The organism is Streptomyces sp. NBC_00009, from assembly GCF_045040855.1.
Taxonomy (GTDB): domain Bacteria; phylum Actinomycetota; class Actinomycetes; order Streptomycetales; family Streptomycetaceae; genus Streptomyces; species Streptomyces aureus.
The window spans coordinates 4784910-4797130 of record NZ_CP108312.1 but is presented as its reverse complement, the minus strand read 5'-3'; the positions used below and the strand labels follow the sequence as shown (position 1 = coordinate 4797130).

Genomic DNA, 12221 nt, shown 5'->3' with positions numbered 1-12221 from the left:
AGACGAACGGAAAACTGATGGAGGCTCCCGCAACCACCCACCCACACCAGCCACGCAATCCGCTCTTGATCAGTTCACCCGGGCCCGGGGCACGGACAACTCCGCCCACGTCGTCTTCCTCGGCGCCGGGCCGGGCGTCACACCCCAGCGCGCCGCCAGCGCCTCCACCAGTTGCAGGCCTCGCCCCGCCTCTTCCTCGTCGCCGGGGTGGCGCAACTCCGGGACCCGCTCCCCGCGCGTATCCGTGACCTCGATTCGGATCACCCCGTGCGTCGCCAGGAGCGTGAACCGGAAGTCCCGGCCGGGCACCCGCCCATGGGTCACGGCATTCGCCGCCAGCTCCGCCACGACGTGCGCTGCCGCTTCGAACGGGACTCCCCAGGTGCGGAGCTGCTCCGTGGCAAGCAGCCTGGCCAGGCGCGCTCCGCGTGGCGTGGCCGAGAGCAGCACCGTGAACTGGCGTGCGGTTGCGTGGAGTTGAGTTTCTGTTTCCATGTCACTCAGCGTGTCGGAGCGGGGACGCCATGAGCAGCCATGACTCCGGTGCGTACAAGGACTGTCCAGAGCCTGTCCACTCGTGTCCGGGCTGTCCACAGCGGTCCTACGGGTAACGGAACGTCGGAGGTGGCGCCGGTGAGTGCGGACGAGGCGGGATGGGAAGTCGACCCGGACGACGAGTCGGGTGCGGCGGTGGTGGCAACGGTGGGGCGGCAGTTGCGCATGCGCCGGGAGGCGGCGGGGCTGCGGGTCGGCGAGTTCGCGGCGGCGATCGGGTACGGGGAAGATCTGATCTACAAGGTCGAGGCGGGCAAACGGATCCCGCGCCCGGAGTACCTGGACAAGGCCGACGAGGCGCTCCGCGCGGGCGGGCTGATCTCGGCGATGAGGCATGACGTGGCGGAGGTCCGGTACCCGAAGAAGGTTCGGGATCTGGCCGGCATGGAGGCCCGCGCAGTCGAGCTGGGGGTCTACGTGGCGCACGGCCTGCATGGGCTCTTGCAGACGCCGGGCCACGCGAAGGCCCTGTTCGAGGCCCGGCAGCCAGCGTATTCGCAGGACGAGGTGGAACAGGGTGTGGCCGCACGAATGGCGCGGCAGTCGATTTTCCAGCGATCCCCCGCACCCGCGCTCAGCTTCGCCCAAGAGGAGTCAGCTCTCCGACGACCCATCGGAGGCACAATGGAATGGCGGCAACAGCTCGAACGCCTCTTGGAAGTAGGGCAGTTGCGCAGTGTCACACTTCAAGTGATGCCAACCCACCGGGAGGCCCATCCCGGCTTGGACGGGAAGATCGAGGTACTGAAGTTCGGAGACGGAACGGCGGTGGGACGCTCGGAAGGAGCGTTCAACGGCCGCCCTGTCTCCGACGCGAAGCAGCTCCGCATCCTCGAACTGCGTTATGGCATCATCCGGGCCGAGGCTCTCACCCCCCGGGAGACATTGGCCTTTATCGAGAGACTGCTGGGAGAAACATGATCCGCAAGGCTTCCGCACGAGACGTTTCCGAGCTGGCCTGGTTCAAGAGCAGCTACAGCAGCGACGGTAACGAAGCCGACTGCGTCGAGGTCGCCCTCGACTGGCGTAAGAGCAGCTACAGCAGCAACAGCAGCGAGGCCGACTGCATCGAAGTAGCCCCCACCCCCACCACCATCCACATCCGCGACTCCAAAACCACCCTCGGCCCCCACCTCACGGTCACCCCCACCACCTGGGCCGCCTTCATCACCTACGCAGCCCAGCGCTAGCTACAGCTACAACACCCTCAACCCCGCCGCCGTAGCCGAAGCCAGTTTCCCCAGGTACCCCTTGGGCAACGGCGTCCGCACCACTACGGCGCGCCAGTACAGCGGGCCCGAGATCAGGTCGAGGGCGAGGTCCTCGTCGAGGTCCGCCCTGACCTCCCCGCGCGCGGCGGCGCTGCGCACGATGCCGCTCGCCACGCCGTGCTGGCCTTCGCGCAGCGCCTTCTGCATGGCCTCTGCGATTTCCGGGTTGCGGGCCGCCTCGGCCTGGAGGTCGGGGATGATCTGGCCCGCGACCGGGTGCTTCAGGGCCCGGGACGTGACCTCGTAGAGGAGGCGCAGGTCGCCCTCCAGGGAACCCGTGTCCGGGGCCGGCAGGCCCTGTACCGCTATGGCGGAGACCAGGTCCAGGACCAGGTGCAGTTTGGAGCGCCAGCGGCGGTAGACGGCGGTTTTGCCGACGCCCGCGCGGCGCGCGATCCCCTCGATGGACATGCGGGCGTAGCCCACGGCGGCGAGCTCTTCGAAGACGGCTGCCCTGATGGCGTCGGTCACATCCTCACGGAGCACGGCTGCCCCTGCGGGGGCCCGGCGACGCGCTGGCGATGGGGGTCCCCCCTGCTCGAGCGAAGCCGAGAGCTCGGGGGAAGAGTCGGCGTTGGTCGTCATGGTGAACAGCTTACGGCGTTACGACGAAACGGTTGCGTTCCGACGTAGCGACGCCCTACGCTCACGTCACGACGATACGGACCCGTTCCGACGTCTCCGACCCCTTGAGCGAAAGCAGCGGATGTGAGTCAGGCAGTCGAGGCAGTCGACACACCTCCCCCGTCGGCGGCCACCGCGCCGGCGGAGGATCCCGCGGAGCTGGCCGCGCGGTACGGCCTCTCTGTCAGCGGCGCGCGCCCGACCCTCGCGGCGTACGTGGGCCAGCTCTGGCAGCGGCGCCACTTCATCACCGCGTTCGCGACGGCCAAGCTCACGGCGCAGTACAGCCAGGCGAAGCTGGGCCAGGTGTGGCAGGTGGCGACCCCGCTCCTGAACGCGGCGGTCTACTACTTCATCTTCGGCGTGCTGATGAACACGAAGCACAACGTGCCGGACTATGTGCCGTTCCTGGTCACCGGCGTGTTCGTGTGGACGTTCACGCAGAGCTCGATCATGGCGGGCACCCGCGCGATCTCCGGCAACCTCGGTCTCGTACGGGCGCTGCACTTCCCGCGCGCCGCGCTGCCGGTGTCGTTCGCGCTCCAGCAGCTCCAGCAGCTGCTGTTCTCGATGTGCGCGCTGGTGGTGATCCTGCTCTGCTTCGGCGTTCCGCCGGCCCTCTCCTGGTTCCTGGTCCTGCCGGTTCTGCTGCTCCAGTTCGTCTTCAACACCGGCGTGGCCCTCGTCATGGCGAGGATGGGCGCGCGGACGCCGGACATCGCGCAGCTGATGCCGTTCCTGCTGCGTACGTGGATGTACACGTCCGGCGTGATGTGGAGCATCGACAAGGTGCTCAAGAACCAGCACCTGCCGCACGTCGTGCACGTACTGCTGTCCGCGAACCCGGCCGCCGTCTACATCGACCTGATGCGCTTCGCCCTGATCGACAGCTTCCACCGCGGTCAGCTGCCGCCCCATGTGTGGGCGATCGCGGCCGGGTGGGCGCTGCTCGCGGGCGTCGGCGGGTTCATCTACTTCTGGAAGGCAGAGGAGACGTACGGCCGTGGCTGACACTTTTGGGGAGCGGATTCCCACCGTCATCGTCGACAACGTCGACATCGTCTACCGCGTGAACGGCACCGGGGCGGGCCGCGGCACCGCGACCGCCGCGCTCGGCCGCATCATCGGCGGCCGGAAGAAGGCCGAGGCGCGGGCCGGCGTGCGCAAGGTGCACGCGGTGAAGAAGGTCTCGTTCACCGCGTACAAGGGCGAGGCGATCGGCCTGATCGGCACGAACGGGTCGGGCAAGTCGACGCTGCTCAAGGCGGTCGCGGGGCTGCTGCCGACGGAGAACGGCCGGATCTTCACGCATGGCCAGCCGTCTCTGCTCGGCGTGAACGCGGCGCTGATGAACGACCTCACGGGCGAGCGCAACGTCCATCTCGGCGGCCTCGCCATGGGCATGAGCCGCGAGGAGGTCCGCGAGCGTTACGAGGACATCGTCGGCTTCTCCGGCATCAACGAGAAGGGCGACTTCATCACGCTGCCCATGCGGACGTACTCCTCGGGCATGGCCGCCCGGCTCCGGTTCTCCATCGCCGCCGCCAAGGACCATGACGTGCTGCTGATCGACGAGGCCCTGGCCACCGGCGACCGGTCCTTCCAGAAGCGCTCGGAGTCCCGGATCCGCGAGCTGCGCAAGGAGGCCGGCTCGGTGTTCCTCGTCAGTCACAACAACAAGTCGATCCGCGACACCTGCGACCGGGTCCTGTGGCTGGAGCGCGGCGAGCTGCGCATGGACGGGCCGACGGACGAGGTCCTCAAGGCGTACGAGGCGTTCACCAATCCGGGCGACGGCAAGGCGGGGCCGAAGAAGACCAAGGTCGCCGTCTCCGCCTGAGGCCGATTCGGGACCCACTCCCCCTTATCCCCCTTATCCCCCTTCAGGCCCACTCCCTTTATCCCTTTTATCTGATTGGTGACAGTATGGTGCGCCAGGAGAAGAAGGGACGGCGACCGTGCAGGAACTCAGCGTCATCGTGTACGGCCGGGACGTGCAGGGGCATCTCGCCGACTGTCTGGACAGCGTGACCGGCCAGCTGCCCGAGGGGGCGGAGCTCGTCGTCGCCGCCGTGGACGATCCGGCGCCGACCGCCGACGTGCCGGGCCGCGTCACCGTTCTGGCCCTGCCCGGCGCCATCTCCGACGAGGAGGCCCGCGCGGCCGGCGGCGAGCGGGCCTCGGGCGAGTGGCTGCTGTTCGTGCACGCCAAGGACCGGGTGCCCCCCGGCGCGCTGCGGGCGCTGCGGGACCGGGTCGCGGACCTCCCGGACGGCGCCGAGCGCGTGGATGTCGTACTCGCCGACCAGGTCCGCTCGACCTGGCACGCCTCCGGCGCCCCGGGCCCCGACGCCCGTCTGCTGGCCAGGGCGGGCGACCGCGATCTGGCCCTCGCGGACTGCCCCGACCTCCTGCGGGTCACCCCGCTGCTCGGCAACCGCGCCCTGCGCGCCGCGTTCTGGCGGCACCACCGCGACCAACTGGCCGCCACCGACGAGCGGTTCGCGGCGCGCGCCGCCCTCGTCCTCGCCGGCCGCGTCACCGCTCTGCAGCAGGTGGTGCTCGACGAGCGCAGGCTGCGCGCGGCGAGCCTGCCGCCGCTCACCCCGGAGGAGTACTACGCGCCCGTCGGCGAGTACGAGGACCTCCAGCGGCTGATGGCCGACCGCGGCACGCCGACCGGTCCCCGCGCGGTGCTGTACGACGTGATGGCGACCGAGTGCATGCGGATCGTGGCCCGCGCCGGGATGCCGGAGCCGGTGGGCCGCGAGTTCTTCCGCCGGGCCTCCCGCGCGGCCGTCGCGTGGCGGCCGGAGGGCTACCGCAGGCCCGCGGGGCTCGAAGGCATCCGGCGCCGGCTGCTCGAAGAGGACGCGTACTCCCGTTACCGCGCCTTCCAGAGCGTCAACCACAAGCGGCGCGGCCTGAAGTCCGCGGTCAGGGAGCGCAAGCGACGGGTCGGCGCGAAGGTCCGCGCCCACCGCTACCGGCGGGAACTGCGCCGGCCCGTGGACCCGGACCTGGCGGTGTTCTCCGCGTACTGGGACCGGGGGATGGCCTGCAATCCGGGCGCGATCGCCGCGAAGGTCGCCGAACTCGCCCCGCGCATCCACCAGGTGTGGGTCGTCTCGGCGGCCAACGCGCCGCTCCTGCCGCCCGGCACCGACCACGTCGTGCCCGGCTCCCGCCGCTACTGGGAGGTCATGGCCCGCGCCAAGTACCTCGTCAACAACGTCAACTTCCCCAACGCCGTGGTCAAGCGCCCCGAAGCCGTCCACGTCATGACCCACCACGGCACGCCCCTCAAGCGCATGGGCCTCGACCAGATCGAGTACCCGACCGCGTCCAAGGGCCTCAACTTCCGCCAGCTCCTGGCCCGCGTCGACAAGTGGGACTACAGCGTCACGTCGAACAGCCACTCCACCCGGATCTGGGAGCGCGCCTATCCCGCGCACTACGTCCCGCTGGAGTACGGCTATCCGCGCAACGACGTCTTCTACCGCGCGACGGCCGCCGGCATCCGGGCTGTTCGCGACCGCCTCGGCATCGCGCCGGGCCGGCGGGCCGTCCTGTACGCGCCCACCCACCGCGACTACGAGGCCTCCTGGACCCCGCGCCTCGACCTGGCCACGCTCGCCGACCGCCTGGGCGACGACACCGTCCTCCTCGTGCGCGGCCACTACTTCTACGGCGGGGCGGCCTCACCGCTCGCGGAGCTGCGCCGCAGCGGCCGGGTCATCGACGTGTCCACGTACGACCCGGTCGAGGACCTCTGCCTCGCCGCGGACGCCCTGGTCACGGACTACTCGTCGATCATGTTCGACTACGCCAACCTGGACCGCCCGATCGTGGTCTACGCGGACGACTGGGAGATGTACGCGAAGACCCGCGGGGTCTACTTCGACCTGATCGCCGAGGCGCCCGGGCCCGTCGCCCGTACGCAGGACGAGCTGACGGAGATCCTCGCCTCGGGCGCGTGGCGCGACGAGGCGTCGGGGAAGGCGCGGGCCGCGTTCCGGCGCCGGTTCTGCGAGTTCGACGACGGCCACGCCGCCGAGCGGGTCGTGCGCCGGGTCTTCCTCGGCGAGAGCGACGCGTCGCTGCCCCCGGTGATCCCCGTCGACGAGCGCATCCCCGCGCCCACCCCCGAGGAGGCGGCCCGCTGATGACCACGCCCACGAGCACGATCACACCCGACGTCACGGTCACCGTCATCGTCTACAACGACGCCGGGCGGCTGCCGCGCGCCGTCGCCTCGGTCCTGGAGCAGACGCACGGCAACATCGAGGTCGTCATCAGCGACGACCACTCGACGGACGCCACCCCCGAGGTGGCGCGCCGCCTCGCCGCCGCGGACCCGCGGGTGCGCTACCTGCGTCTGCCGGAGAACAGCGGCGGGTGCAGCGCGCCCCGCAACCGCGCGCTCGGCATCGCCCGCGCCCCGTATCTGATGTTCCTCGACAGCGACGACGAACTCCCGCCGGAATCGGTGGAGTTGCTGCTCGCGGCGCACCGCGAGCGGGAGATCGACTTCGCGATGGGCGCGGTCGAGCGGGTCCGCGTCGACACGGGCCGCACCTCGACGTGGATGCCGCACCTGGTCGCGGAGCGCCGCACCGTCGACGGGATCGACGCCGAACCCGGCCTGTTCTTCGAGCACTTGTCGACGAGCAAGATGTACAAGCGGGAGTTCCTCGACCGCAACGAGCTGCGTTTCCCCGAGGGCATCCACTACGAGGACCAGCTGTTCTCGGCGCAGGCGTACTGCCTCGCGAAGTCCTTCACCGTCATCCCCGAGCCGGTCTACCGCTGGTACATCGCGCCGTTCGTCGCCGCGGACGACGCGTCGATCTCCAACCAGCGGCACAAGCTGAGCAACGTCCGCGACCGCGTCCACGTGCAGGAGCTCATCGACGAGTTCCTCGCGGCGGGCGGCCACGCGGGGGTGCGCGAGGACAAGGACTACAAGTTCCTCAAGCACGACTTCCGGATGTACGCGGGCGACCTGCCCTCCCGGGACGACGCGTGGCTGGCCGGGTTCGCCGAGATCGTGAACCCGTATCTGGCGACGCTGTCCCCGAGCGCGTACGCCCGGCTGCCGCGCCCCGAGCGGGTCGTCCTGCAACTGGTGCGCGACGGGCGCCTCGCCGACGCCCGGCTCGCCGCGCGCGGGCTCGGTCACGCGGTGGCCCCGCGCCAGACGGCCACGGACGCGTCCGGCGCCGTGTACTGGGGGTCAGTGGTCCCGTCGTCGGACGAGGCGCGTACCGAACTCGACCTGTCCGACCAGGAGTTGTACGCGCGCCCCTTCCCCGGCGCCCAGTTCCGGCACGAAATCACGCGGATCGAGCGCGGTCCCGGCGCCACCGTCGACCTGTCGGTGCGCACGTACGACCCCGGTCTGCGCCTCGCCGTCGGCCCGCACGTCGCCGCCCTGGTGGTGGCGCCGGGGCGGCGCCGCATGACGACGCGGCTGCGGCTCGACCCGGTGCGGCCGGGCGTCTTCGAGGGGCGGGTGCGGCTCGATCTGGCGGCGGCCCCGCTCCCGGTGCACGGCTTCGACGGCGTACGGCATCCGATGCTCCAGCTCCAGGAACAAGGCCTGCGCAACACGGCGGTCCTGCTCGCGCCGCCGGCCTTCCCCACGCTCACCGCCCGCGTCGGCTACCACTCGGGGGCGGCCCCGCACCGGGTGACGCTGGAGCCGGAGGGGCGGGGCGCGGGGCGCCTCCAGATCCGCTGGCAGCCGGCGGGGCTCACGGCCCGGGTGACGCACCCGGTGGCGCGCAGGCTGGCCACGGCGTCGGACGGGCGGGTACGGAACGCGGTACGCCTTGTGAAGAGCGCGCTGCGTTAGCCCGGGTCGCCGACGACCTCGTAGAGGGTCTGGCCTCCCGGGCCCGTCGTGACCTTGTGCAGTGCCGGGTCGCTGGCGGCGAGGCCGGCGTCGTCGCGGTGGCTCACGATCCACCGCACCCCGTAGCGGCGCAGGACGTCGAGGCGTTCGGCCCGCGTGGTGCCGGGTGCGAAGTAGATGTCCACGGCGCGGGTGCGTGCGTCCTCGTCGGGCAGGAAGAAGTCCGGGTAGCCGGGGGCGACGGTGTAGGGCCCGTACCCGGGGATCTGCCGCGCCGGGAACATCGTGGCGAGGACCACGTCCCCGTACTTCGCCCAGGGCGTCACCCACTGGTAGCCGCGCCACGGCGGGTTGTAGCGGTCGGCGATCGGCCGGGGCAGGGCGTCGCGCGGCAGGACGTAGCCGAGTGTGCCCGACTGGGTCCACGCGCCCGCGAGGAGCGCCGCGCCGAGCACCGCGGCGAACGCCGTACGTACCGCCCTGCGCCCCGCCCCGAACACCTCGAGGCCCGCCGCGACCTGCGCCGGGATCACGGCGGCCGGCAGGACCCGGCCCCACGAGTAGTGGCCGCTCACCCCGCCCGCCGCGAACATCAGCGCCCCGAGCACGAAGAGGACCACCAGCGGATCGCGGCGGTCTCTGCGCCCGCGCAGGGCGAGGGCGAACACGCCGGGCAGCAGGAGCCAGTACCGGCCGAGCAGGTTCCCGTACAGGGCCCGGTGGATCTCCTCCAGGCCCTGCGCGTGGAAGAGCGAGAAGAACGAGTAGTACGGCCACGCGGCGAGCACGACCGCGCCGATGGCGAGCCCGGCCGCGAGCCGTGCCCACACCGCGCGTACCGGCCAGGGCCGCGCCCCGGCCACCATCGCCAGCGCGCCGAACGACGCGACGACGCCCGAGAACTGATGGCTCAGCAGGATCACGGACCAGAGCAGGCCGAGGCCGAGGAACACGGGCAGGCCCGAGCCGCGTGCGAGCGCTCCGCGCAGCAGCGCCCAGAAGTGGAAGGACACCCCGAGCGCGAACGTGCTGGGGTAGGAGACGGTCAGGGCAAGGGAGTTGAGGCCGAGGAACCCGCTCCAGTTGAACAGGCTCGTGCCCCACAGGAGGAGCAGGCACAGGAGGACGAGCACGGTGACCGCCGTGCGCCGGGTGCGGCCCATGGACGCGCCGGTGAAGGTGCCGGTGAACCGCCATACGCCGGTCACGAGCAGCGTCAGCGAGATCAGTGCGGCGATGCGCAGGACGGTGAAGGTGCCGAGGCCGGTGACGTCGGCGAGGACGGCGAGGAACACCGTCCACGGCGAGTAGTACGGGCTCGGCGTCTTCTCGTCGACCAGCGGGTTGCCCGGGTCGAGGAGATCGTGGCGCAGGCGCTCGACGGTGGCCGCGTGGATGCCGAGGTCGCCCGCCCACGGGAGCCGGACGGCGACTGCCACGAGCAGGGCGAGGAGCAGCAGGAGGACCAGCGGGGCGGCGGCCCTCAGGGCCGCGTCAGTCGCGGCGCGCATCGTGCTGGAAGACCCACGTCCGGTAGACGAGGAAGCGGAACGCCGAGGCCAGGACGATGGACAGCGCCTTGGCGACGTTCGACGCGAGCGGTCCGGTCATCGAGGCGCCGTGGTATCCGGCGTAGAACAGGACGCTCTCCATGAGGACGCCAAGCGCGCTGAAGCCGAAGAACAGCGCGATCTGGCGGCGGGTGCGGGAGGCGCGGTCCCGGTAGGCGAAGAAGCGGAAGCCCAGGTAGTTGGTGCCCATGGCGACGCAGCTGGCCAGGACCGTCGCCGTCATCGGAGCCCGGCCGATGCCGTGCAGCAGGAGGTTGAAGACGAGGAAGTTGACGGCGACGCCGCTGCCGCCGACGACGCCGAACTTGGCGACCTCCATGGACAGGCGGCGCACACGGGCCCGGACGGGTACGACGACGGGCGGCGCCTCACGCACCGCGGTCGGGACCGTCATCGGCGCGCCCTCGCCCGCAGCTTCCACGGCATGGTGACCGATTCGAGCTGCACCATCAGGTTCATCTTGGACTCGCCGACCGTGCGGTCCTCGAAGTGGATGGGGACCTCCATGACGCCGAAGCCGCGGCGCACGGCGCGGAACTTCATCTCGACCTGGAAGCTGTAGCCCGCGCTGTCCACGGACGCCAGGTCGATGGCGCGCAGGGCGTCCTCGCGCCACAGGTTGAAGCCGCCGGTGATGTCGCGGACGCGGGTGCCGAGGATGGTGCCCGCGTAGGCGTTGGCCCAGCGGGACAGAAGCCTGCGGTGCGCGCCCCACGCGTCGGAGAGCGTGCCGCCCTGGACGTAGCGGCTGCCGATGGTGACGGCGGCGCCGGTGGACAGGGCGGTGCCGAGGAGCGCGGGGACCTTGTCGACGGGGTGGCTGCCGTCGGCGTCCATCTGGAGGACGTAGCGCGCCCCGTCGGCGACGGCCCGTGCCATGCCGGCCGCGTAGGCCCGGCCGAGGCCCTCCTTCCCGGCTCGGTGCAGGACGCTCATCCGGTCGCGCCCGTGCCGTTCGGCGTACCGCTCGGCGATGTCGCCGGTGCCGTCGGGGCTGGAGTCGTCGACGACGAGGAGGCGCAGGCCCGGGAGCGGGAGCGCCATGAGGGCGTCGGCCATGCCGGGCAGGTTGCCCGCCTCGTTGTAGGTCGGCATGACGACGGTGAGGGGGGTGCGGGCCCAGTCGTCGGGCAGTGGTTTCGCGGCGGCCGGTGTGGCCCCGATGTCGGGAGAGTTCGTGTTCACTGTTCGGTCAGCCCTTCTCCGGCGAGGGAGGAGAAGCGGACGGCCCGGTCGGGCAGTACGGCCTCGCACCACACCCGGGTTCCGTTCCGCAGATCGTTGTGGGCGCCGACGCGGGCGCCGTCACCGATGACACTGCCGTGCAGGACGGAGCGCCGCCCGATCCGCGCACCCGCGCCGACCAGGCTCTTCCTTACGTAGGCACCGGCGCCCACGATCGCGCCGTCATGCAGCACGGAACCGTGGACGACGGCCCCTGAACCTACCTGGGCGCCCGCCCCGACGACGGTCCCGTCGGCGAGCCAGGCGTCGGCGGCGACCTTGGCGCCGGGCAGTACGAGGGACTCGCCGCGCACTCCGGGCACGGCGGGTGAGTGGACGACCCCGCGCACGAGGTCGGCGGAGGCCTGCACGAAGGCTTCGGGCCGGCCGAGGTCGAGCCAGTAGGAGTCCTCGACCATGCCGTGCAGATAGGCGCCCGCGGCGAGCAGGCCGGGGAACGTCTCGCGCTCGACGGAGACGGCCCGCCCGGCGGGGATGCTGTCGATGACGGACCTGCGGAACACGTAGGAGCCCGCGTTGATCTGGTCCGTGACGATCTCCTCGGGCGTCTGCGGCTTCTCGGTGAAGGCGAGTACGCAGCCGTCGGCGTCGGTGGGTACGAGGCCGAAGGCGCTGGGGTCGTCGACGCGGGAGAGGTGGAGGGTGACGTCGGCTTCGCGATCGCGGTGCCGGTCGATGAGGGCGCGGGTGTCGAGGCCGGTGAGGATGTCGCCGTTGCAGACGAGGACGGGTTCCTCGGGAGCGGAGATCAGGCGGCGTGCCGCGTGCCGGATCGCGCCGCCGGTCCCCAGCGCCTCGTACTCGACGGCGTACTCGAGGTGGACCCCGAACGCCGATCCGTCGCCGAAGTACGGCTCGAAGACCTCGGCGAGATAGCAGGTGGCGAGGACGATGTGGCGCACGCCCGCGTCGGCGAGCCGGGCGATCTGATGGGCCAGGAAGGGGACTCCGGCCGCGCGCACCATGGGCTTGGGTGTGTTGACCGTGAGCGGCCGCAGCCGGGTGCCCAGCCCGCCGACCAGCAGAATCGCTTCCGTCATGGACCCTTCCCGACCTCTCCGCTCCGTGCCGCCAATCTGACAATCGGGTCCACTTTAG

General features: G+C 71.2%; 12 protein-coding genes. 6 read left to right on the top strand and 6 right to left on the bottom strand.

Annotated features, from left to right (window positions below; all coding sequences use genetic code 11):
- Positions 1-69: 69 nt before the first annotated feature.
- Positions 70-495, bottom strand: coding sequence for an ATP-binding protein (locus OHA58_RS21675; protein ID WP_405480742.1), 426 nt, complete (start codon positions 493-495; stop codon positions 70-72).
- Positions 496-633: 138 nt separating this feature from the next.
- Here OHA58_RS21675 and OHA58_RS21670 point away from each other — a divergent pair, with 138 nt between their 5' ends.
- Together OHA58_RS21670 and OHA58_RS21665 are read left to right on the top strand one after the other, a co-directional pair.
- Entirely contained in the window at positions 634-1476 is an 843-nt protein-coding gene (locus tag OHA58_RS21670; RefSeq protein WP_405480740.1) for a helix-turn-helix domain-containing protein, read from the top strand.
- Positions 1473-1745, top strand: a complete 273-nt coding sequence (locus OHA58_RS21665; protein ID WP_405480738.1) for a DUF397 domain-containing protein — start codon at positions 1473-1475, stop codon at positions 1743-1745. Before OHA58_RS21670 ends, OHA58_RS21665 begins: the two co-directional genes overlap by 4 nt.
- A gap of 6 nt (positions 1746-1751) precedes the next feature.
- Here OHA58_RS21665 and OHA58_RS21660 read toward each other — a convergent pair whose 3' ends face one another.
- A complete protein-coding gene (locus tag OHA58_RS21660; protein WP_405480736.1) occupies positions 1752-2411 on the bottom strand; it encodes a TetR/AcrR family transcriptional regulator in 660 nt (219 codons plus the stop codon).
- 123 nt (positions 2412-2534) lie between these two features.
- On the opposite strand from OHA58_RS21660, the gene OHA58_RS21655 reads away from it, so the two are divergent.
- The 4 genes from OHA58_RS21655 (at position 2535) to OHA58_RS21640 (ending at position 8307) form a co-directional block, all read left to right on the top strand.
- Positions 2535-3461, top strand: coding sequence for an ABC transporter permease (locus OHA58_RS21655; RefSeq protein WP_405480734.1), 927 nt, complete (start codon positions 2535-2537; stop codon positions 3459-3461).
- Positions 3454-4290 (top strand): ABC transporter ATP-binding protein, encoded by an 837-nt coding sequence (locus OHA58_RS21650; protein ID WP_405480733.1) that lies wholly within the window; start codon positions 3454-3456, stop codon positions 4288-4290. The genes OHA58_RS21655 and OHA58_RS21650 overlap by 8 nt, the downstream gene beginning before the upstream one ends.
- A 118-nt stretch (positions 4291-4408) precedes the next feature.
- Positions 4409-6616, top strand: coding sequence for a CDP-glycerol glycerophosphotransferase family protein (locus OHA58_RS21645; RefSeq protein WP_405480732.1), 2208 nt, complete (start codon positions 4409-4411; stop codon positions 6614-6616).
- Positions 6616-8307 carry a glycosyltransferase family 2 protein gene (locus tag OHA58_RS21640; RefSeq protein WP_405480731.1) on the top strand — a complete coding sequence of 564 codons (1692 nt, stop codon included), beginning with the start codon at positions 6616-6618 and terminating at the stop codon, positions 8305-8307. Before OHA58_RS21645 ends, OHA58_RS21640 begins: the two co-directional genes overlap by 1 nt.
- Here the strand turns inward: OHA58_RS21640 and OHA58_RS21635 are convergent.
- The 4 genes from OHA58_RS21635 to OHA58_RS21620 all read right to left on the bottom strand — a co-directional run bounded on the left by OHA58_RS21635 (position 8304) and on the right by OHA58_RS21620 (position 12163).
- Entirely contained in the window at positions 8304-9818 is a 1515-nt protein-coding gene (locus OHA58_RS21635) for a hypothetical protein (RefSeq protein ID WP_405480730.1), read from the bottom strand. The genes OHA58_RS21640 and OHA58_RS21635 overlap by 4 nt on opposite strands.
- Entirely contained in the window at positions 9802-10272 is a 471-nt protein-coding gene (locus tag OHA58_RS21630; protein ID WP_405480729.1) for a GtrA family protein, read from the bottom strand. The genes OHA58_RS21635 and OHA58_RS21630 overlap by 17 nt, the downstream gene beginning before the upstream one ends.
- Entirely contained in the window at positions 10269-10973 is a 705-nt protein-coding gene (locus OHA58_RS21625; protein WP_116513623.1) for a polyprenol monophosphomannose synthase, read from the bottom strand. The genes OHA58_RS21630 and OHA58_RS21625 overlap by 4 nt, the downstream gene beginning before the upstream one ends.
- An 86-nt stretch (positions 10974-11059) precedes the next feature.
- The gene (locus OHA58_RS21620) at positions 11060-12163 is read right to left on the bottom strand and encodes a sugar phosphate nucleotidyltransferase (protein ID WP_405480728.1); all 1104 of its coding nucleotides are present in this window, start codon (positions 12161-12163) and stop codon (positions 11060-11062) included.
- Between the last annotated feature and the right edge of the window lie 58 nt (positions 12164-12221).

What these genes read in the sequence shown, in the direction of transcription:
- OHA58_RS21675 (WP_405480742.1), bottom strand. Translation starts at nt 495, where the DNA reads ATGGAAACAGAAACTCAACTCCACGCAACCGCACGCCAGTTCACGGTG.
- OHA58_RS21665 (WP_405480738.1), top strand. Translation starts at nt 1,473, where the DNA reads ATGATCCGCAAGGCTTCCGCACGAGACGTTTCCGAGCTGGCCTGGTTC.
- OHA58_RS21660 (WP_405480736.1), bottom strand. Translation starts at nt 2,411, where the DNA reads ATGACGACCAACGCCGACTCTTCCCCCGAGCTCTCGGCTTCGCTCGAG.
- OHA58_RS21640 (WP_405480731.1), top strand. Translation starts at nt 6,616, where the DNA reads ATGACCACGCCCACGAGCACGATCACACCCGACGTCACGGTCACCGTC.
- OHA58_RS21635 (WP_405480730.1), bottom strand. Translation starts at nt 9,818, where the DNA reads ATGCGCGCCGCGACTGACGCGGCCCTGAGGGCCGCCGCCCCGCTGGTC.
- OHA58_RS21630 (WP_405480729.1), bottom strand. Translation starts at nt 10,272, where the DNA reads ATGACGGTCCCGACCGCGGTGCGTGAGGCGCCGCCCGTCGTCGTACCC.
- OHA58_RS21625 (WP_116513623.1), bottom strand. Translation starts at nt 10,973, where the DNA reads ATGCCGACCTACAACGAGGCGGGCAACCTGCCCGGCATGGCCGACGCC.
- OHA58_RS21620 (WP_405480728.1), bottom strand. Translation starts at nt 12,163, where the DNA reads ATGACGGAAGCGATTCTGCTGGTCGGCGGGCTGGGCACCCGGCTGCGG.